We start from the raw sequence: 20,207 nt of genomic DNA on the forward strand, positions 1-20,207 counted from the left end.
ATTATATTACTTCGTTAAAATCAGACGATTATTACGCGTTAAACGCAAGCGGTATTCTTCACCCCCATGCATTATGCGTATTTCCCGACCTAAGGCAAAAAGATTATTGGAATGCAACATTGGCAATGAATGAGCTGTATCCGTGCTACGTGTAAATAGGTTAAATGGTGCGTTCATTTGTTATGCTCCGTGGTGTGTTTTTTAGTTATTTAAATGATAATCATTATCGAATAGGCCTGTCAACGTAAATTTCAAGAATTTACAAAATCATTGATTATTGATGTTTTTAGCATGTGAAATTGTTGTTAAATTCATTAAAATTATTGTGAAAAAAATAGAGATATTAGACTGTTATGGCAAAAGCTATAGTTGATGTTGCGATTGCAATTTTACTGCATAAATCTAAAGTGTTAGTGGGTTGGCGACAAGCAGATCAACATCAAGGTAATAAACATGAGTTTCCTGGTGGAAAAGTCGAATTAGGGGAATCACCTGAACAAGCTTGTCGTAGAGAGATTTATGAGGAAGTAGGCATTGGTTTAAAAGAGTGGCATCCGTTTGATATTATTCGTCATGAATATGAAGATGTTATTGTTAATTTACATCTTTTTCATGCACACGTACCTGAGGAAATGCTCAATCAAATTCATCAACCTTGGACTTGGTATCAACGCGATCAACTAGCGAGTTTAAACTTTCCGAAGGCAAATGCTGTAATTCTGGAACGCTTAATCTGGTCTCATTTGATTAAGATCAGTAATCAAATTGATGCACTACCACATCATAATTTTCAAATGTATTGGCGCATCCAAACAGCTAAAATTGAACAGATTGAACAGCAGTTAGAGGTTTTAACTGATGAACAATTACAAAAAATTATAATAAATACTGATATTTATCAAAATATGAACATGGTTCTACAGTCTAGAGTGAAGACAATTCATCTTAAACAATCACAATTAATGGCACTTAAAAAAGGTGAATTGATTGTTGGTAAACGTTTTATTGCAGCCTGTCATGATGCTGTTTCATTACAACATGCACAGCATATAGGTTGTGATGCCGTATTTTTGAGTCCTGTGAAAGCGACTGAAACACATCTAAATGTAAAAGTATTGGGTTGGAATGACTTTGCTGCATTAGCTCAGCAGAGTGATATTCCAGTTTTTGCTTTAGGTGGTGTCGCACCTGAAGATTTAGAACAAGCCCAAAAACATCATGCTTATGGGCTTGCTGGGATTCGTCAATTTAGTTCAATTGATTGATCAAACTTTTTATAACGCTTGAATGGCTTTTTTAGCTTCTTGGGCTTTTACAGGATGATTACGTGCTTCGCTTGCTCGGAGCACAATAAACCAAAGTTGTTTTTTCATCGAGTTACTTTGCGCATAGCTTAAACCACGACGTGCCAAAGCTTCCGCATTTGCATATTGTTTGCGTTGGTCTGCAATCAATGCTAAATACAAATAAGTTTCGGTCGCTTGGGGAGCAATACGTTGAGCTTGAAGAGCATAACGTTCTGCTTCCGCAAGTTGCTGTTGCTTATAAGCGACTTGGGTTTTTTGCATTAATGTTCTAAATGCTGGTAATTGACTCCCATCATTGAACTTTTGTTGTACTTTTTGCTGAGGTACAACCACTGGTACGTTTTGACGCTTTATTTCTTTCTGCTCATACGGCGTAATTTTTACACTCGACGCGGGCGGAGTAGTTTTCTTTTTCTGCGTGTTTGACGTACTTGGTGGTTCTCCCAATTTAATTACCACTTTTTTATTTGGAGGCGGTGCTGAATTACAACCGGCAAGCAGCAATATACCAATCACAATTGTTATTTTCTTCATCATGTCCAATCATCCTTGTAACTTAGTTTTCACCGCTATAACTACCGCTCGAAATCACACGTGTAGAATTATGATTGGATAAATCGGTGTCCATTTGATTTTCACTTTCTCGAATATAATTGGTATTAGTAGTGCCATCACCGTAATGATCCCCCTGAGTGTCTTCCTCGGATGGGATATTGGTTGGTTCAACTTCATAATGTGATTGACCGCAGAGGTTTGCACGATGAGGTACAGTTTGTCGAAGTAGGGGAATATACATTGCACCATCACAGCCTTGCGCCGATAAATCACCTGTTGCACTGTCTATCCATTGCCATTCTACATTGTCAGTTTGACGAAGATTGACGGGTTCTTGGCGAAGCTGTTTCATTACATTAGTCCAGACAGGTAATGCGCCTGAAGAACCTGTGAGACCAGTAACTTTATTATCGTCCAAACCTAACCAGACGACAGCGACATGATTGCCTGAATAACCAGCGAACCATGAATCGCGTGTATCATTAGTAGTACCAGATTTACCAGCTAAATTTAAGGTTTCAGGTAAGCTGCCATAAGCTGATCGTCCAGTACCTGAACGCATAACTTGTTGCAAACCATAGTTCAAAATATAGGCAGCAGCAGGATCAATCGTTTGTTGAACATTTAAGCTATAACGTTCAAGCAAATGTCCTTTTGCATCAACAACAGTACGAATAGAGCGAGGAGGATATTTGAAACCACCTGTTGCAAAGTTGCCATAAATGCCAAGTACTTCCATTGGGGACATATTTACTGCACCCAAATAGATAGACGGATAAGCTGGAATATTCGAACTGACACCAAATTGTTTTAGCTTATTTGAAAATGTTGATAATCCAAATTCATTTCCTAAACGAACAGCAGATAGGTTGTATGAATTTGCCAAGGCTTGTTGCATAGAAACAACGCCATGTTCACCACCACTATAATTTTTTGGTGTCCAACTCTTATCATCCTCAACTGGAATATTAACGGCACTATCTTCAATTGGACTCGCCCACGTATAACGTCCAGATTCGATCGCATTTAGATAAATAATTGGTTTTAACAACGAACCGACTTGACGTTTAGCATCTAGTGTACGGTTAAAGCCAGTAAAATCTTGGGTTGAACCAACAGCAGCAACCAATTCACCATTCTCAGGATGGGCTACAAGCACAGCACCTTGTAAGTTTTTCAAACGTGCTGGATTTGCTTTTGCTAAACGTTCAACAGAGTCTTTAAAAGCATTTTGAACTTGGGTCTGTGCAATCGGGTCAAGCGTTGTGAAAATTTTCAGGCCTTGATTGGTAATATCACTTTCTTGATATTCTGTACGTAATTGGCGACGTACGATATCAAGGAAATCTGGGAATTTTGCAGGCCCTAAAGTTGGTTTACTCACAATATTTAAAGGACGTGAGATTTCATCTTGATATTCTGTTTCAGATAAATAGCCCATCACCATCATATTGTTTAATACAACATCACGGCGCTTTTTAGCCGCTTCAGGATTACGCCAAGGATTATATAAAGTTGGACCCTGTACTAAACCAACCAAAAAGGCTTGTTGGGAAATATTCAATTCACTCAGAGGTAAACCAAAATAGAATTGTGAAGCTAAGCCATAACCGTTAATTGAGTAATTACCATTTTGACCTAAATTTACTTCATTTAAATAGGCCTCTAGAATTTCATCTTTGCTGTAATGTAGCTCAATCAACAACGCCATAAGCGCTTCATTGACTTTACGTTTGAGCGTTTTTTCTGGTGAAAGATAGAAATTTTTAACTAATTGTTGGGTTAATGTCGAGCCACCTTGACGTCGACCACCGGTTGCATTACTGACTAAGGCACGTGCTGTACCTCGAATAGAAACACCATGATGGTGATAAAAATTTCGGTCTTCTGTTGAGATCAATGCTTCAATTAGTGTTTTTGGTACTTTATTTAGCTTAATGAGGACACGGTCTTCATTATGTTGTGGATAGATACCACCAATTAATAGGGGTTCTAAACGAGCAATGCCTGTGCTCGAAGGTTTAGTGGAACGAATTTCACCGACTTGACCTTGATTGAAAGCAATCTCAAGCACCTGTTCAGGTTCATTACTATCACCATAGTCAAAACCACGTGTATGAACATACATTTGGTTGCCTTGAATAATGTAACTTCCTGACTTTTCATAGTTCGTGGTATTTTTATAGCCCAGTAATTTTAATTCTTGGACAAAATTATCTTGAGTAATGGGTGCATTCGCATAGATTTCTAATGGACGAGCAAATACCTTGGCAGGAATATCCCAACGCTGACCTTCAAATTTATAGCGAATAATATTATCTAGACGGATCAGATAGATACTAAAGGCAATAAACACACCAATCACTAAAATTGAAAAAATTAGTGCTAGAAAACCAATACCACGTTCACACTTCATAGACTTGCGTTAAAACCGAAACAATGTGAGTAATGATGCGATAGCTTATTGTCATTTTGCAATCATAAAACTGTGAATAAATAGCAACATGCAATAAAAACTTTCAGAAGGTGTTGATATTAATCGTATAAAAAAACAACGAATGGACATTTTTATACTTTTTAATCAATCATCAACGAAAATTTGATTGTTAATGATATGATAGTCAATAGTCGCGGTGGAGCTGAGTTATTCGTGCAAATTTCACATAAATCCTTTCGAAATATTGGTCTAATTGGGCGACCAGATAAGAATTCTGTAGTAGAAACGTTATGTTTAATCCATGATCATTTGATCACTTTAGGCTTAAATCCCGTTTTTGATCAGGAAACAGCCAAACTCGTACCCTATAGTTATGGTCAAACCGTGAGCCGTAATTTATTAGGTGAAGTGGTGGATTTGGTGATCGTTGTAGGTGGCGACGGTTCTTTACTTCATGCGGCACGTGCTTTAGTCCGATACAATACACCTGTTATTGGGATTAACCGTGGTCGACTCGGATTCTTAACTGATATTAAGCCGGCAGAAGCAATTTTTAAACTGGATCAGGTACTACAAGGTCAATTTCAACTCGATCGACGTTTCTTGCTAGAAATGGAAGTTCGCACCAATAACGAAACCATTTATGATGCAATTGCCCTGAATGATGTGGTGTTACACTCAGGTAAATCGGTTCATATGATTGATTTTGAGCTGAGTATTGATGGGCAATATGTCTATCGTCAGCACAGTGATGGTTTAATTGTCTCAACACCAACAGGCTCGACCGCTTATTCGCTTTCAGGCGGTGGGCCAATTTTGCATCCAAGTATGGATGCGATCGCACTCGTACCAATGCATCCACATACATTATCATCTCGTCCAATCGTTGTCGGTGGGCAAAGTGAGATTAAGATTACCATCCGTGAAAATCGTGTCTTACCGATGGTGAGTGCTGATGGACAACATAGTGTTGCATTAAATGTAGGTGATACGGTGCATATTCGTAAACATCCGTTTAAACTAAGCTTATTACATCCACCTGGTTATGATTTTTATATGGCTTGCCGTACTAAACTGGGCTGGAATCAAGATTTTGAATCTTTTCAACAGGATGACTCATGAATATTGAACAAATGCTCGCTATTTTAAATCCTGAAATTGTTGAGCGTCTGAAAACTGCTGTTGAAATTGGTAAATGGCCAAATGGTATTGCATTGACCAAAGAGCAACGTGAAATTTGTATGCAAGCTGTTTATGCATGGGAAATGGAAAATTTACCGAAAGAACAGCGTAGTGGTTATATCGACCGAGGTACGAAAGAAGAAGGTGAAGAGTGTGATGATGATCATCACAAAAATGAGCCTGAATTTAAGCCGATAAGGTTTGTTTGATTAATTTCTACAAGTAGTATTTAAAGCGATGATTTTAATAAAGTCATCGTTTTTTATTACGCTGTCTATTATTGATGTAATGTCTTTAAATAAAATACTGATTACTTTAACGAATAATTTAATGGTTGCTCTTTATATATTTTATTTTTAGGATCAAAAAGATATAGTTTTGTAGAAAAGGTGATTTAAAAAATCACCTTATTTATTTTTTGGTTTAAAAACGATTGTCCCAAAGCGCTTTCGCTTTAATCATTGCTTCATCATAACTATTCACAGCACCCATGGTATACAAAGCGATTCCCATGGTTTCGATCACTGCCATTTCGCCATATTCATGCTTTTGCTCACCGAGCCAAACTGCTTTAAATACTGCAAGATCAAGTTCTTCTTCAATCGGACTACGGTCAGGTGTTAATTTTGGTAGCTCATGTTCATATAGCTCACCATTTTTAATCCCACAAATTAAGGTTTTGGCATCAGGATTGCGCTCAAACTCACCACCTTCACCTTTAATCACAGCACTATTTTGATAGCCTAAACGAAAAGCGGTGTGTTGATGAGAAGTCCGATAAGCAGGGTGGAAAATTGCCTGTAAAGTCGCTTTGGCGTTAAACGGATTAATTAGACGAGCAAGCGTATGGATTGGAGAACGTAAGCCCATCACATTGCGGAGTGAAATCAATTCACTCAGAATTGGTGAAATGGCTTCAAGTGGCAAAAATGCAAAATTATGTTGATCTAGTTGTTTACGGACATCTTGCTCATTCTCACAAATAGAATAGCCTAAGTATTGTAAAACTTGTTCCGTATAAACACGGTTAATGGTATGACCCGATGCGCCGTGCATCACAATTCTATAGCCATGATGAGCTAGTGTTAATGCCGCCAATAAAAACCACGGATAGTGCTTACGCTTGCCTGCATATGATGACCAGTCAAGATTGACATCAAGTGGCTGAAAATTGAGTTGATCACGTGTTGCTTGAACAAAACCAGCCAATTCATCGACAGATTCTTCCTTAACACGTAAAAGCATTAAGAATGCACCCAACTGAACATCCAAGACTTCATCTTTTAAAATCATGCTAAATGCTTGATAGGCTTCTTCATAACTGAGCGAACGAGAACCTGTTTTCCCTTTACCCAAGATACGAACATACTGAGCAAAGGGGTGTTCTACAGTTTTATAAATATTTCGTTTTGTATTCATGATCGTATGAGAAGTCTTCGCCAACAATAAAAGGAATATGACATAAAAGTGACGTATTTAGCGTAAAAAAATATGAGGAGCTGTCTAATCAATAAACAATTAGCGTTTGCTTATGCAGAGTGCAAACAAAATTATTGACCGAATCAGTCTAGTGATTTGATGTAAACGGAACATGACATCCAATCTAAAAATCATTAGCATGGCTGCAAATCGAATTTTTAAAAACAATGAAAGCGAAAGGAAATAATGATGTTAGCTTACGATGCAGATTTGGAACTCTTCCGTGATAACTTTAAACGTTTTATGAGCGAGCAAATTGCACCTCATTATGATCAGTGGGAACGCGAGGGCATTATGCCACGTTCAGTTTGGTCTTCATTGGGTGAAAATGGCTTTCTCTGTGTAGATGTACCAGAAGAATATGGTGGTTATGGTGTACCAACCCATTATTCATTAATGTTAGTTGAAGAATCTGCACGTGCGGGTTATTGCGCATTATCAACAGCGATTTCTTGTCATTCTGAAATTGCGGCACCGTATATTCAACATATCGGAACTGAAGAACAAAAGCAGTACTGGTTGCCAAAAATGGTTTCTGGCGAAGTTGTTGGTGCGATTGGTATGACTGAGCCAGGAGCTGGTTCTGATTTACAGGCAATGCGTACTAATGCAATTTTGCAAGATGATCATTATGTGTTAAACGGTTCAAAAACCTTTATTTCAAATGGTCAGCATGCTGACGTTGTTGTTCTAGCAGTCAAAACTGATCCACAAGCACGTGCTAAAGGTGTGTCTTTATTATTGGTTGATACACATTTGGAAGGCTTTAAAAAGGGCACGAACTTAGACAAAATTGGTCTGCATTCACAAGATACCTCTGAACTTTTCTTTGATAATGTAAAAGTACCTAAAGACCAGTTATTGGGCAAAGCAGGTTCAGGTTTTGCTTACTTGATGCAGGAATTACCACGTGAGCGTACTGCAATCGCAGCGACCTCTTTGGGAGCAATTCGTGGCTCAATTGATCTTGCGACCCAATATGTGAAAGAGCGTCAGGCATTTGGTCAGGCGATTGCTAACTTCCAGAACACACGTTTTGTCTTAGCTCAAGCAAAAATTGATGAATTAGCAACAGCAGCTTTCTATAACCAAAACGTTGCTTTGTATAATGAAGGCAAATTGGATGTAGAAACCGCAGCGGCATTAAAGAGCTTTAGTACCGATATGCAAATGAAAGTAGCCGATAATTTACTTCAATTATTTGGTGGCTATGGCTATATGACAGAATATCCAATTTCACGTTTCTTCGTTGATGCGCGTATCCAACGTATTTATGGTGGTACCAACGAAATTATGAAAGAAATCGTTGCACGTGGATTGATTGGTAAGTCTTAAGCACAAAAATCATCTCTATTTAGCAAATGATTTCAGACTGAATCAATAAATTTGATTCAGTCTTTTTATTTGGAGTGATGTTTTTAAGATCAAGGAGTGACTGGATTATCAAATAATGCGGAACAACTTTTATGATCTATACAACCTGCCAACATAATCGCTTTTGGTAAACTGGTATAGAGATTAGTTAAATGCTGCTCTGCTGGATGTTGGTAATTCCAGAACAAGAAATGCTTTGAACGTTGCTGATTAAAGTTTTGATAGAAGTTATTCTGCTTCTGCAAGGATTCAGCGTCTGGTGTTGGACTTCGACCATGTTCATGTGTACCCACTGTGGTCATCAGCATTGGTTGTGCAAAAGACAATGTTGTGCCAATGAGCAGAGAAAAAGTCAAAATACCAAATTGTTTAATCATAATTTATTTGCGAACATTAAAATTTTGCTAGCAATATATAATGAAAACCATTATCAATAAAGTTTGGTAATAAAAAGAGTTAAAACTCAGCGTGTTTAATAGTTTAAAGTGTTGTTATACTAGCTCGGATAATCAATTCACAGATGAATTGTAATCCATTCTTATAGATGATTTTGCTGAGGCTGCATTCCAATGGTAAACGATGGACAAAACACATCGAATTCACTTAATTTAGAACAAATTCGTAACGATATTGATAGTGTTGATCAACAAATCCAAGAGTTACTTAATCGCCGTGCAACGCTTGCAGAAGCGGTAGCCAAAGCGAAGTTTGCATCCGAAGAAAATCCGCTGTTTTATCGTCCAGAACGTGAAGCTCAGGTGTTACGTAAAGTCATGGAGCGTAACCAAGGTCCTTTATCTGATGCAACCATGGCGCGTTTGTTCCGTGAAATTATGTCAGCATGTTTGGCACTTGAAGCACCACAAAGTATTGCATTCCTTGGGCCTGAAGGCACTTATACCCACTCGGCTGTGTTAAAGCATTTTGGTAAAGATGCCGTTGTACGTCCATTGCCAACGATTGATGAAGTGTTCCGTGAAGTTGAAGCAGGCAGCGCACATTATGGTGTCGTTCCCGTAGAGAACTCATCAGAAGGGATTGTGAACCATACTCTCGATTGCTTCAAATCGTCGACAGTCAATGTGATTGGTGAAGTTGAACTACGTATTCATCATCAATTCCTTGTATCTGAAAATACCCGTAAAGACAGCATTAAGCAGATTTATGCACATCAACAAACCTTGGCACAATGCCGTAAATGGTTAGATGCGCATTATCCGGGCGTAGAGCGTGTTGCACTGAATTCAAATGCTGAAGCAGCACGCCGTATTCGTAATGAATGGCATTCTGCTGCGATTGCATCTGATATTGCAGCAAGCATGTACAATCTTGAGATTTTACATAGCAATATCGAAGATAACCCTGAAAATACCACTCGTTTCCTTGTGATTGGTCGTGAAAAGATTCCTCAAAGTGGTAATGATAAAACGTCTTTACTAATCTCTGCACATGATCGTGCGGGTGCTTTATTGGAAATCCTTGCGCCATTTGCCAAACATAAAATTAGTTTGACTAGTATTGAAACTCGTCCAGCGCTTCCTGAGAAATGGGCTTATGTTTTCTTCATTGATTTGGAAGGGCATATTGATCAAGAAAATGTAGCTGCAGCATTAGATGAAATTCGACCTAATGTAAAAGAATTGCGAGTTTTGGGTTCATATCCTATCGCTGTTTTATAGTTCAATTTATTTTAAATCCGTTTCAGTCTCCCTTTTTAAAGGGAGATACTTTCCGATCTTTTTTTAAAAGAGAGGTTAGGGAGATTTTCAGATAGGCAAAATGTTTTATGTCTCAACCATTATTTAATAAAGTTGCATTTATTGGGCTTGGGCTGATTGGGTCGAGTCTTGCTCGTGTGATTGTGGCAGAACAACTTGCAGCTCAAATTGTGGCTTCAACACGCTCAAAAAAAACATTAGAAGATGCCAAGGCACTCGGTCTTATTCAACACGGTTATGCAACGCCTGAAGAAGCAGTTCGGGATGCCGATTTAATTGTTTTAGCCTTACCTGTCAGAGCGACGCAAAAAGTACTTGAGCAGATTAAGCCTTATCTTGCAGACAATGCCATTATTACCGATGTGGGCAGTACCAAAGGCAATGTGGTTGATGCTGCAAAAGCAGTATTTGGTGAAAATTTACCAGTCGGTTTTGTGCCGGGTCATCCGATTGCGGGTGCAGAACATACAGGTGTACATGCGGGTAAAGTTGATTTATTCGTCAATCATAAAGTGATCTTGACACCACTTCCGACCACTGCCGATTGGGCGGTTGAAAAACTGATTCAACTTTGGTCTGCGGCAAAAGCAGAAGTGATTTGCATGGATGTCACTAAGCACGATGAAGTGTTGGCACATACCAGTCATTTACCGCATTTGATGGCATTCAATCTGGTTGAGCAACTGGCAAATCGTGAAGATAATTTAGATATTTTCCGCTATGCTGCTGGAGGTTTTCGTGACTTCTCGCGTATTGCGGCTAGTGACCCACAGATGTGGCATGACATTTTCTTTGCCAATAAAACGGCAATTTTAAATGCTGTTGATGGCTTTGAACAGCAATTGTCGATTTTAAAGAAATTGATTGCACAGGAAGATTCGCAAGCGTTGATGGGACTGCTCGGGCATGCCCAAGCAGCACGTCAGCACTTTAACCATATGTTGGCCAAAAAACCTTTGATGGAGAAAAACAAGGTGACACAGCAATTTACCATTTTACCGGGAAAGAAAACATTTACAGGTAAATTCACCGTACCGGGTGACAAGTCTGTGTCACATCGCTCAATCATGTTTGGTGCGATTGCTGAAGGCACAACGCATGTTACAGGCTTCTTGGAAGGTGAAGATGCACTTGCAACTTTGCAGGCTTTCCGTGATATGGGCGTGAGCATTGAAGGGCCTAAGAATGGTGAAGTCACGATTCATGGCGTGGGTATGCAAGGCTTAAAAGCACCAGCGAGTGCGTTGTATATGGGTAACTCTGGTACTAGTATGCGTTTGCTATCAGGTATGTTGTCTGCACAAAAATTTGACTCGGTGATGACAGGTGATGCGTCATTGTCGAAACGTCCAATGGAGCGTATTGCTAAGCCACTTCGTGAAATGGGTGCACAAATCCAAACCACAGGTGAAAAAGGTACGCCACCAGTGAGTATCACGGGTAGTCAAGCCCTTAAAGGGATTCAATACGATTTACCAATGGCATCAGCTCAGGTGAAATCAGGAATTTTATTGGCAGGCTTATGGGCTGCTGGTGAAACTTCAGTGACGGAACCTGAACCGACCCGTGATCATACTGAACGTATGCTGCGTGCTTTCGGTTATGATGTTAAAACTGAAGGAAATAAAATCTCGCTTGTGGGTGGTGGTAAATTAGTTGGTACAGATATTCAAGTGCCTTCTGATATTTCATCTGCGGCATTCTTTATGGTGGGTGCGGCTATTACAGAAGGTGCAGATGTTGTCCTTGAAGCAGTGGGCATCAACCCAACCCGTACAGGCGTGATCGAAATTCTGAAGCAAATGGGCGCTGATCTGACTGTTGAGAATGAACGTATTGCAGGCGGTGAACCGATTGCAGATATTCATATCAAAGGTTCAAGAACATTGAAGGGCATTCATATGCCTGAAGATCAAGTACCTTTAGCAATTGATGAATTCCCAGCATTATTCATTGCTGCTGCATGTGCAGAAGGTCAAACCGTATTAACGGGTGCAGCTGAACTTCGTGTCAAAGAGTCTGACCGTATTCAAGTGATGGCAGATGGCTTGAAAATCATGGGCATTGATTGTACGCCAACAGAAGATGGCATCATCATTGAAGGTAAAGGCAAGTCAGGTGACTGGTCGGCAATCTTTGCTGGCGGTGAAATTGAATCTCACCATGACCATCGTATTGCCATGAGTTTCAGTATCGCAGGTTTACGTACTTCAGGTAACATCACGATTCATGGTACAGAAACGGTTGCAACTAGTTTTCCAACCTTTACTGAGCTAGCAAACTCAGCAGGTTTAGATTTACAAGTCGTAAATCAGTAAACGAATTGAGAAATGCAGTATTTAGAATAGCTAAATGCTGCATTTTTTATTTGTTTATACATAAAAATAAGTTGTTAGGTGCAAACATAAAACGTATAAATAATGAGAATGATGAGTTTGGCCATGTACATATCTAATTTTGAACGAATCGAAACGCAAAGTATTATCCGACAGTTGGCTCAAGCCGTAGAAAATAGCTTAAAAGCAGAGCATAGCTTTTCTCAATTTGTATGGAAAAGCTAAGACGATTTTGCCAATAAAATCTTAAATAAAGTGATTTAAGCATGGCCATTTAGGTGTATGGTGTATATTTGTTTAAACACTTTATTTGAGAGTATTGGTGCATGATACAGGTCGATTTTTCTAAATTATCTCCACAAGTAGTTTGGCGGCATTTTGAGACCTTATGTACAATTCCTCGACCATCTAAACATGAACAACGGTTAAGACAGCATTTAAAAGATTGGGCAGAACAGCGCAATTTGGAAACCTATGTCGATAACATTGGTAACCTAATTATTCGAAAAGCGGCAAGTACGGGTAAAGAATAGGCTGCTGGTGTGATTTTGCAAGGTCATCTGGATATGGTGACACAAGCCAATCGTGGTACCCAGCATGATTTTTTTAAAGATCCAATTCAACCAGTCTTAAAAGATGGTTGGCTGATTGCTGAAAATACCACGCTTGGTGCAGATAATGGCATTGGCGTTGCACTTGCAATGGCGATATTAGAATCAAATGATATTGCTCATGGGCCGATTGAAGTCCTGTTGACCATTGATGAAGAAGCAGGAATGAGTGGTGCTCGTTTGCTTGAGTCAGGCGTGTTAGCTGGACAGTGGCTTTTCAATATTGATACCGAAGAATGGGGTGAGCTGTATCTTGGCTGTGCAGGCAGTATTGACCTAGAAGTGGGAAAGACACTTGAATATGAAACAGCACCAAGTGATTTAATCTTTGTAGATTTACTGGTATCAGCTTTGAAAGGTGGTCACTCTGGGGTTGATATTCATTTAGGTCGTGGGAATGCCAATGTCATTCTAGCCCATTTGCTCAATGATTATTTGGCACCATCCAATGGCCGACTGGTTGAGTTTGTCGGTGGATCGGCACGCAATGCCATCCCGCGTGAAGCTGTGGCAACTATTGCAATTAAAGCAGAGCAATTACCCGCGTTGGAAAATGCCGTTGCTGTGGCACAAACTGAATGGCAACAAAAGTTACAGAACATTGATGATCAGCTACAGATCAGCTTACAGCAAAATGCTAACCCGATAAATGAAGTTATTACATTGCAGCAACAGCAAGCTTGGTTGCAAGCATTGGCAAGTTGTCCATACGGGATTGCCCAGTGGAGTAGCGCTTTAGCTGATGTGGTTGAGACTTCGAATAATATTGGTGTGGTCAAATTGACCAAAGATGAAGCGAAAACCTTAATTATGGTTCGTTCGATGGTGAATCAAGAAGCAGTAGCATTTGCTCAAAAGATTCAACAGCACTTTGCCAGTTTTGAAATTCAATCTGAATTAACGCCTTTAGTATCAGGTTGGACACCGAATCCAGAATCGGCTGCATTAAAGTGTTTACAACAGGCTTATCAATCTGCATTTGATATTGAACCTAATCTAAAAGTCATTCATGCAGGTTTGGAGTGTGGCATTATTGCGGAACATTATCCTGATTTACAGATGGTGTCGTTTGGCCCTGATATTCAAGGGGCGCATGCACCAGGTGAGCGTGTGAAAATAGATACTGTAGATAAATGCTGGAAGTTACTGGTGACTGCACTGGAAAGTGTGAAGTAACGAATTAATCCTGAGATCAGACCGATCATCCTGTCTTGGTCTGATCAATCAGTGATAAATATTGTGTTGGTACATGTATTGTTAGCCAAACACCATTTTCTGCTTGATAAAACTCAAAGCCGTGTTTATACATTTGCGGTGTGTTAATTATGAATAGCACAGGCTTACCGTAGTGTTGGCCTACATTGGCCAGCGCAACTGCAGCAAAAATCAGACAAGGGATGATTTTAGAGTCAATAAAGATTTTTTCGATCAGTTCCATTAAGAACTTATCGGCTGTCATTGCAGCAATCGCAATCACGGCGTAAATCATGAAAATCCAGAATGAGTATTTTTCCAAACGTTCCCAGTCAAAAGGTCGAATCGAAGAACTTTGATTTAAATCATTGGCAACATCGGGCGTAATCGTGCCTTGTTGTTGCCAATATTCAATTGTTTGCTTTAAAAAAGTCCCTGTTTTTTATTTAATTTCATTATTAAAAAATCCAAATGCTCATTTTATCGATATTGATAAAGCAGAAATGGGGCGTTAGGAGTATTTCTTTTAGTAGTCGAATGAATATTTTATTATATGTTTCAATGGTTAATATTTGATTTTATTATTTGAAAATGGGTATTTTTTGATCTTTTGTTGTCATCCAATAATTGCTTTCATGGTGGAAATCTGAATAGGCATAAGGCAGCTCTTCAATAGTTAAACAATTAAGCATATTTTGATACCACTCAATATAGGCAGAATTCTTATTTTTGCATTGGTTTAAAAACTCTTGATGTTGTTGAATAAATAGCTCAGTCAGTTCAGTAATATCTTGAGTGATTTCTGTTTTGCGGATATCTCTATTTTTTTGAATCCAGCTAGAAATAATAATGGTAGATGCATTTTTATGGCTATTCAAAAAAGAACATCTCCAATAACAACCAGAAGGAGATAGAGAGGGTTCAACATATAAAGATTCAAATCCTCGTTTGTGCAATTCATGTGCAATATAAAGTGTTTTTTTTAGATTGGTGATGTAAAAATCCTTTTTCACTGTCAATGTCCTGTTTTTCTATTTAAGTCTACAGTTTTAAAAAGCGAGCAATCACTTGGCGTAACTGTTTTAGATAGCCAGTAAAGAAATGGTTTGCACCTGGCAAAATCGTGATCGGATGTTTTTGTGGTTTTGCCCAAGCAATCATATCTGAAAGCAAGGTGATCTCATCTTGTTCGCCATGTACAAATAAGATATTGCCATCAATTGCTGGGGTTGTGTAGTGGCGTAAGTCAATCACTGAGCCTGTTGGCAAGCCACATAACACTAATTGCTTCGGACGTAATTCTTCGCTGAGTTGTGCTTGGCATTTTGCCAGTACATGTGAACCAAAGCTAAAACCACCTGCATAGAAGGTTAAACCTGCATGCTTCTCACGGGCATATTCAATCACTGCCATAATGTCATCTGTTTCACCATGACCTTGATCATGTGTACCTTCACTGCCAGCTAAGCCACGGAAGCTAGGACGGTAAACCACGCATCCCATCTCATTAAAAATCTGAGCCAGTAGTACAGGAACTTTATGATGCGGTGTACCACCTTGCAAAGGGTGCGGATGGCAGACGACAGCAAAACCTGTGATTTCACCTTGGGGTTGATCTACAAACATTTCAATTTGACCAACAGGACCTTGGATGAATACTTGCTCAGACATAAGATACGCAATGGATAATGGAAGAATCCACTATTTTACCGATAAAACTGAACGAGAACACGAATTGGCATTAAAAATTATCAACTGATATAGTTTCACCAAGATAAATTTATTCTGATTGATTATGCTTGCTTTAATTTCTCCAGCGAAAACACTAGATTATGAAACTACATTACCGACTAATACATATACTCAGCCTCGTTTGTTGGCGCAATCTCAACAATTGATAGATGTATGTCGCAAACTCTCGGCAACAGAAATTGCATCGTTAATGACCGTGAGTGAAAAAATCGCCAATTTAAATGTAGAGCGTTTTCGTGATTGGAATGCGGAATTTAATTTTTCTAATGCACGCCAAGCTTTATTTGCATTTAAAGGTGACGTGTATACAGGTCTAGATGCTTATCACTTAAAAGATCATGATATTGATTTTGCCCAACAGCATTTGCGCATGTTGTCTGGTCTTTATGGTTTGTTACGCCCATTGGATTTGATGATGCCGTATCGTTTAGAAATGGGTACTAAATTAAAGAATAGCCGTGGAAATAATTTATATGAGTTTTGGGGCAGCATTATCACTGATCAAATTAACCGAGATTTAGCTGAAATTGATGCAAAATTATTGGTAAATTTAGCCTCTGACGAATATTATAAATCTGTGAATGAAAAGAAAATTCGGGCTGAAATTATCAAGCCTGTATTCTTGGATCAGAAGAACGGGAAATATAAAGTCATTAGTTTCTATGCGAAAAAAGCGCGTGGTCTAATGGCAAGATACTTGATTGAAAATAAATTAAGCCAAGTAGAACAATTAAAAGCATTTGATAGTGAAGGGTATTACTTTGATGCTGAAAGTTCATCGGATAAAGAGTTGGTCTTTAAGCGAGATGAGCAACACGCAGCTTAGATTTACCTTGAGCAGGGTGGGATGTTAACCAAAGAACATTTATTAAAACACGCGATATCGTCTGATCAAGTCCGGATTAAAGGGCAATTGACAGAACCGCGGAGTTATGGGGTATATGCGCTACCTTTAGATCGTGATGGAACCAGACGTTTTCGATTTGGTAATCACCCTGTACGCCAGCAAGAACTAAAACATGAGTTTGGCTCCTGTACCTTGTATCAGCTTTTTCTAGAACGTAAAGATGCTGAATTACTGGCAAAGTGGCTGAATAAAGAAATCCAATGAGGATGAGCAATGCTGCAGTATTTATCTACATTAGAAAAATCATGGTTTGAGCTGCATCAGCATTATCATTTTTCAGAGCCGCAGAAAGTTTTTAATAAGTTGATTGCTGCCTACAGTGAAAAGCAGCGGGCTTATCATACGCTGCAACATTTGTATGAATGTCTAGTTCTAGTTGGCTCGATTCGAGCTGATTTAATTGATGCGGATGCTGTAGCATTGGCGCTCTGGTTCCATGATGCAGTTTATGACCCACAAGCCAAAGATAATGAACTTAAAAGTGCTGAGCTGTTCGAGCAGTATTTGGCTCAAGATTTATCATTTGATATTGTTCAAAAGATTAAGCGATGGATTCTTGTCACGCAAAAGCATGAAGCAACGAATGAACTAGATTTACAGTTTTTACTGGATATTGATTTGGCTATTTTAGCAGCTTCACCTGAGCGTTTTACGGAATATGAACAGCAGATTCAGCAGGAATATGCTTGGGTATATCCAGATATTTATTTGATTAAAAGAAAACAAGTACTAGCACATTTTTATCAGACAGAACCGCTGTATCAAACTGAATATTTTCAACAGAATTTTGAGCAAAGGGCGAAAGAGAACTTAAAATTTAACCTTTTTTAGAGAATTAAGAATTTCAATAATTCTCTAATAATTTTTCTTTAGTAAAATTCAGATATTAGGACAATAATTTTCATAAAGCGTTGTTAAAACAACCCGTAACTTAGGGTCACTAATTGAATAAAAGATTTGCTTTCCATCCCGACGTGTAGAAACTACATTACTTTTTCTTAACATCATAAGCTGTTGTGACAGGGTAGGTTGTAGGATATGAGTAGCTTCTTCAATTTGAGACACATTTAATTCTTGTTTGGCTAAATGACATAAAATAATTAAGCGATCTGTGTTTGCCAAAGACTTAAGTACATTGACAATAGAGCTTGCAGACTCTCTCATCACGTTGATCTCTATATCCTTTTGCATACTTTTCTCGCTACATTCAAGCCGAACTTAGTATAAGGTGAGAAAAACATAAAAATGTATTAAAACTTGAAAAATACAATGGTTTTTTGTGAATATCTATATCAGTGAAACTTATATTTCTCATTAATAACGCTTAGACTTTATTTGAGAGTTTAGATATTTTTAGCAATGTTAGAAATTGTTAAAATTTTATAAATAATAAAATTATGTAATTAATTTAATTAATAAATATAAAAATTTTATTTGTACTTTCAGGAAAAATGTATATAATAAAGAACAAGGCAGAAAGATCTGTCTTAATAAGAAGGATCGGGATGTGCAATTTGTACGACCGCCAGAGGGTAATATTTTTTATTATTCTTTTTCCAACTCAGACGCAAGCGTGAGCCACAATAATAACTATAAATCACGCTTTATTTTTTATACTTTCAATTTCATATTATTTGTTTTAACTCAGCTTTCTAAGAATTTTATGATGTTATTTGCTTTTCAAAATTAATTAAATGTTCTACGCGAGTCCAATACTCACTCATTTCAACAGAGTTTTTATTTACATGCGCTTGGATGGTGATTCCATCTAAAATACTTACGATTAATGTAGCTAAATGTGTCGGGCTTCGAATATCTAAATGAGTCAGTAAGTTTTGGATCAAGGCCGTTAGCCATATTTTATATTGTGTCGCAGGTTCAAGAGTCGAAGGGTAAATTTTAATCACTTCTTCAAGTGCTTTTTGGAACATACAGCCGTTAAAGTCTTCGCTTTGGAACCAGGCATTGTACCATTTGAATATCGATTCAATTTGCTCTAAATAATTTGATTGATCACATTGAGCTAATGTTTCATTCAATGAGATTTGAAGGTTAATATTACGTTGAAGTAAACATTCCTCAATAAGCTTTTCCTTCGATGGAAAATATTTATAGAATGTCATTTTTGCAACGCCTGACTCACTAATAATTCGATCAACCCCAATCGAATTGTAGCTATGCGAGTTAAAAAGTTTTAATGCTGTGTTAATAATATCTTCTTTTTTTGACATACAAGCCTCGCATTCGCTCTCTGCTAATATGAGCTGAGCATTATTTGCATTCCATCATGCAATTTTGGCACGAATTTTACATGGTATTAAATAAACATCATAGAAAAAATAATATTATTTATTTAATTGATTCTTAAATTTACAGTTCATCCATTATTTTTTAGTTAAATATATGAATTAAGTAAATTAATTTAAATAAAATACAGTACTTATAAGGTGATTTATAACTCTATAATATGAATTTAAACTAATTCACATTTATTAAAAATTAGCTTCTTGGTAAAGTTTCAATTAAACGCGCAAAATTTTGATAAAGCGTTGACTGTTGAGTAGGCGTATATACAGGGCGTTTAATTGTCCCTTTATTGGTTTGAATCATTAAATCGACATTTTTGCATTTCTAAGTTTATTAAGAAATAAACTCGGGATAATAAATGCAGAACAAATCCGAGTCAAACTACATGAAGAATACGAGGTGTCCGTGTCTGTTGAAACCATTCGTAAGTTTTTACGTGATTCAGGTATGGTCTTCAAGCGTACCCGTCATAGCTTAAAAGAAAAGAGATCCGATTGCATTTGAACAAGCAACACAGCAGATTGAAGAATTACGAGAGCAAGCGGCACGTGGTGAAATTATATTAGGTTATGTAGATGAAACAGGGTTTTCATCTACACCTGATAACCGCTATGCGTGGACAAAGATAGGTGATGTTCATGCAGTTGATGCAATAAGATTAAAACGAGTTAATGTCATGGGGTGTTTGCTTTCAACGGGGAAACTGGTGACAAGTTGTTTACACGAGTCAGTTACAAGCACTTGGTTTTATGCCTATTTAACTGGAATAGCTCAACAAGTAAAACAGACGTATAACCTTCGATTAGTTGTTATTGTTGATAATGCCTCGATTCATAGAAGTAAAAAGATGGCTGATTACAGAGAACTACTTAAAACTAACTTTTCGACGAATCTGTATTTTATTCCAGCTTATAGCCTTGAGCTCTGTACACGACAAATTTCATAGAGCCCTTGTCCTATCAGGCTTTTTCTTTCTTAAAATTGCGAGCACTTTCTTAAATTCTTCTTTTTTTCCAAAACCAATCAAACGTAGAATAGCCATCTGAAC

17 protein-coding genes and 7 pseudogenes are annotated in these 20,207 nt (G+C 38.0%); 13 read left to right on the forward strand and 11 right to left on the reverse strand.

The features are described 5' to 3' along the window. Positions 1–6: 6 nt before the first annotated feature. Positions 7–177: a hemin uptake protein HemP gene (gene hemP, locus HYG88_RS12830; RefSeq protein ID WP_005159761.1), complete on the reverse strand. Its 171-nt coding sequence runs from the start codon at positions 175–177 to the stop codon at positions 7–9. Between the two features lie 176 nt (positions 178–353). Here hemP and HYG88_RS12835 point away from each other — a divergent pair, with 176 nt between their 5' ends. Next, positions 354–1,265 carry an NUDIX domain-containing protein gene (locus HYG88_RS12835; RefSeq protein ID WP_005159765.1) on the forward strand — a complete coding sequence of 304 codons (912 nt, stop codon included), beginning with the start codon at positions 354–356 and terminating at the stop codon, positions 1,263–1,265. A 9-nt stretch (positions 1,266–1,274) separates the two neighbouring features. Here the strand turns inward: HYG88_RS12835 and HYG88_RS12840 are convergent, their stop codons facing one another. Then, a complete protein-coding gene (locus HYG88_RS12840; protein ID WP_005159768.1) occupies positions 1,275–1,844 on the reverse strand; it encodes a tetratricopeptide repeat protein in 570 nt (189 codons plus the stop codon). 19 nt (positions 1,845–1,863) lie between these two features. Continuing rightward, positions 1,864–4,278 (reverse strand): penicillin-binding protein 1B, encoded by a 2,415-nt coding sequence (gene mrcB, locus HYG88_RS12845; protein ID WP_178883227.1) that lies wholly within the window; start codon positions 4,276–4,278, stop codon positions 1,864–1,866. Positions 4,279–4,512: 234 nt separating this feature from the next. Between mrcB and HYG88_RS12850 the strand changes: the two genes are divergently transcribed. Both HYG88_RS12850 and HYG88_RS12855 read left to right on the forward strand, forming a co-directional pair. Then, on the forward strand, positions 4,513–5,421 hold the full coding sequence (locus HYG88_RS12850) for an NAD(+) kinase (protein WP_034601775.1): 909 nt from the start codon (positions 4,513–4,515) through the stop codon (positions 5,419–5,421). Continuing rightward, the gene (locus HYG88_RS12855; protein ID WP_005159772.1) at positions 5,418–5,690 is read left to right on the forward strand and encodes a YeaC family protein; all 273 of its coding nucleotides are present in this window, start codon (positions 5,418–5,420) and stop codon (positions 5,688–5,690) included. Before HYG88_RS12850 ends, HYG88_RS12855 begins: the two co-directional genes overlap by 4 nt. A gap of 214 nt (positions 5,691–5,904) precedes the next feature. On the opposite strand, the gene HYG88_RS12860 is transcribed toward HYG88_RS12855, so the two are convergent. Continuing rightward, positions 5,905–6,900, reverse strand: a complete 996-nt coding sequence (locus HYG88_RS12860; RefSeq protein ID WP_005159775.1) for a glycosyl transferase family protein — start codon at positions 6,898–6,900, stop codon at positions 5,905–5,907. Between the two features lie 249 nt (positions 6,901–7,149). Between HYG88_RS12860 and HYG88_RS12865 the strand changes: the two genes are divergently transcribed. Beyond that, complete coding sequence (locus HYG88_RS12865; protein WP_005159778.1) at positions 7,150–8,295, forward strand: acyl-CoA dehydrogenase family protein; 1,146 nt, start codon at positions 7,150–7,152, stop codon at positions 8,293–8,295. A gap of 89 nt (positions 8,296–8,384) precedes the next feature. Here the strand turns inward: HYG88_RS12865 and HYG88_RS12870 are convergent. Next, positions 8,385–8,642, reverse strand: a pseudogene (locus HYG88_RS12870) (alpha/beta hydrolase); the annotation flags it as partial. 261 nt (positions 8,643–8,903) lie between these two features. Here HYG88_RS12870 and pheA point away from each other — a divergent pair. The 4 genes and pseudogenes from pheA (at position 8,904) to pepD (ending at position 14,175) form a co-directional block, all read left to right on the forward strand. Next, complete coding sequence (gene pheA / locus HYG88_RS12875) at positions 8,904–10,013, forward strand: prephenate dehydratase (protein ID WP_005159784.1); 1,110 nt, start codon at positions 8,904–8,906, stop codon at positions 10,011–10,013. A 107-nt stretch (positions 10,014–10,120) separates the two neighbouring features. Further along, positions 10,121–12,370, forward strand: a complete 2,250-nt coding sequence (locus HYG88_RS12880) for a bifunctional prephenate dehydrogenase/3-phosphoshikimate 1-carboxyvinyltransferase (RefSeq protein WP_005159792.1) — start codon at positions 10,121–10,123, stop codon at positions 12,368–12,370. Positions 12,371–12,508: 138 nt separating this feature from the next. Continuing rightward, a pseudogene (locus HYG88_RS15320) lies at positions 12,509–12,613 on the forward strand (hypothetical protein); the annotation flags it as partial. Between the two features lie 101 nt (positions 12,614–12,714). Next, positions 12,715–14,175 (forward strand): annotated as a pseudogene (gene pepD, locus HYG88_RS12885) (beta-Ala-His dipeptidase). A gap of 25 nt (positions 14,176–14,200) precedes the next feature. Here pepD and HYG88_RS15395 read toward each other — a convergent pair. The 4 genes and pseudogenes from HYG88_RS15395 to HYG88_RS12905 all read right to left on the reverse strand — a co-directional run. Then, positions 14,201–14,362, reverse strand: a pseudogene (locus HYG88_RS15395) (RNA 2'-phosphotransferase); the annotation flags it as partial. Continuing rightward, positions 14,345–14,649: pseudogene (locus HYG88_RS12895) on the reverse strand (DUF2157 domain-containing protein); the annotation flags it as partial. The pseudogenes HYG88_RS12895 and HYG88_RS15395, both read right to left, overlap by 18 nt. A 125-nt stretch (positions 14,650–14,774) precedes the next feature. Further along, a complete protein-coding gene (locus HYG88_RS12900; protein ID WP_005159807.1) occupies positions 14,775–15,206 on the reverse strand; it encodes a hypothetical protein in 432 nt (143 codons plus the stop codon). A 28-nt stretch (positions 15,207–15,234) separates the two neighbouring features. Then, positions 15,235–15,864, reverse strand: a complete 630-nt coding sequence (locus HYG88_RS12905; RefSeq protein WP_005159808.1) for an alpha/beta hydrolase — start codon at positions 15,862–15,864, stop codon at positions 15,235–15,237. 124 nt (positions 15,865–15,988) lie between these two features. On the opposite strand from HYG88_RS12905, the gene yaaA reads away from it, so the two are divergent. Genes yaaA through HYG88_RS12920 form a run of 3 tightly spaced genes read left to right on the forward strand, consistent with a single transcriptional unit; the run spans position 15,989 to position 17,683 of the window. Beyond that, positions 15,989–16,771 (forward strand): peroxide stress protein YaaA, encoded by a 783-nt coding sequence (gene yaaA, locus HYG88_RS12910; protein WP_005159810.1) that lies wholly within the window; start codon positions 15,989–15,991, stop codon positions 16,769–16,771. Positions 16,772–16,792: 21 nt separating this feature from the next. After that, entirely contained in the window at positions 16,793–17,056 is a 264-nt protein-coding gene (locus tag HYG88_RS12915; protein WP_005159814.1) for a hypothetical protein, read from the forward strand. A 9-nt stretch (positions 17,057–17,065) separates the two neighbouring features. Then, complete coding sequence (locus tag HYG88_RS12920) at positions 17,066–17,683, forward strand: hypothetical protein (protein WP_005159816.1); 618 nt, start codon at positions 17,066–17,068, stop codon at positions 17,681–17,683. Between the two features lie 48 nt (positions 17,684–17,731). Here the strand turns inward: HYG88_RS12920 and HYG88_RS12925 are convergent, their stop codons facing one another. Next, positions 17,732–18,043, reverse strand: a complete 312-nt coding sequence (locus HYG88_RS12925; protein ID WP_005159825.1) for a metalloregulator ArsR/SmtB family transcription factor — start codon at positions 18,041–18,043, stop codon at positions 17,732–17,734. Positions 18,044–18,513: 470 nt separating this feature from the next. Next, positions 18,514–19,083 (reverse strand): TetR/AcrR family transcriptional regulator, encoded by a 570-nt coding sequence (locus tag HYG88_RS12930; RefSeq protein WP_005159829.1) that lies wholly within the window; start codon positions 19,081–19,083, stop codon positions 18,514–18,516. Positions 19,084–19,513: 430 nt separating this feature from the next. Between HYG88_RS12930 and HYG88_RS12935 the strand changes: the two are divergent. Then, a pseudogene (locus tag HYG88_RS12935) lies at positions 19,514–19,663 on the forward strand (helix-turn-helix domain-containing protein); the annotation flags it as partial. Positions 19,664–19,718: 55 nt separating this feature from the next. Then, positions 19,719–20,084, forward strand: a pseudogene (locus HYG88_RS12940) (transposase); the annotation flags it as partial. Between the last annotated feature and the right edge of the window lie 123 nt (positions 20,085–20,207).

Source organism: Acinetobacter sp. SwsAc4 (assembly GCF_013391535.1).
Classification (GTDB): domain Bacteria; phylum Pseudomonadota; class Gammaproteobacteria; order Pseudomonadales; family Moraxellaceae; genus Acinetobacter.

Coding starts and splice junctions, on each gene's coding strand:
- HYG88_RS12860 (WP_005159775.1), bottom strand. CDS start 6,900: ATGAATACAAAACGAAATATTTATAAAACTGTAGAACACCCCTTTGCT.
- HYG88_RS12930 (WP_005159829.1), bottom strand. CDS start 19,083: ATGTCAAAAAAAGAAGATATTATTAACACAGCATTAAAACTTTTTAAC.
- HYG88_RS12865 (WP_005159778.1), top strand. CDS start 7,150: ATGTTAGCTTACGATGCAGATTTGGAACTCTTCCGTGATAACTTTAAA.
- HYG88_RS12840 (WP_005159768.1), bottom strand. CDS start 1,844: ATGATGAAGAAAATAACAATTGTGATTGGTATATTGCTGCTTGCCGGT.
- HYG88_RS12835 (WP_005159765.1), top strand. CDS start 354: ATGGCAAAAGCTATAGTTGATGTTGCGATTGCAATTTTACTGCATAAA.
- HYG88_RS12880 (WP_005159792.1), top strand. CDS start 10,121: ATGTCTCAACCATTATTTAATAAAGTTGCATTTATTGGGCTTGGGCTG.
- hemP (WP_005159761.1), bottom strand. CDS start 177: ATGAACGCACCATTTAACCTATTTACACGTAGCACGGATACAGCTCAT.
- pheA (WP_005159784.1), top strand. CDS start 8,904: ATGGTAAACGATGGACAAAACACATCGAATTCACTTAATTTAGAACAA.
- HYG88_RS12925 (WP_005159825.1), bottom strand. CDS start 18,043: ATGCAAAAGGATATAGAGATCAACGTGATGAGAGAGTCTGCAAGCTCT.
- mrcB (WP_178883227.1), bottom strand. CDS start 4,278: ATGAAGTGTGAACGTGGTATTGGTTTTCTAGCACTAATTTTTTCAATT.
- HYG88_RS12905 (WP_005159808.1), bottom strand. CDS start 15,864: ATGTCTGAGCAAGTATTCATCCAAGGTCCTGTTGGTCAAATTGAAATG.
- HYG88_RS12915 (WP_005159814.1), top strand. CDS start 16,793: ATGTTAACCAAAGAACATTTATTAAAACACGCGATATCGTCTGATCAA.
- yaaA (WP_005159810.1), top strand. CDS start 15,989: ATGCTTGCTTTAATTTCTCCAGCGAAAACACTAGATTATGAAACTACA.
- HYG88_RS12855 (WP_005159772.1), top strand. CDS start 5,418: ATGAATATTGAACAAATGCTCGCTATTTTAAATCCTGAAATTGTTGAG.
- HYG88_RS12920 (WP_005159816.1), top strand. CDS start 17,066: ATGCTGCAGTATTTATCTACATTAGAAAAATCATGGTTTGAGCTGCAT.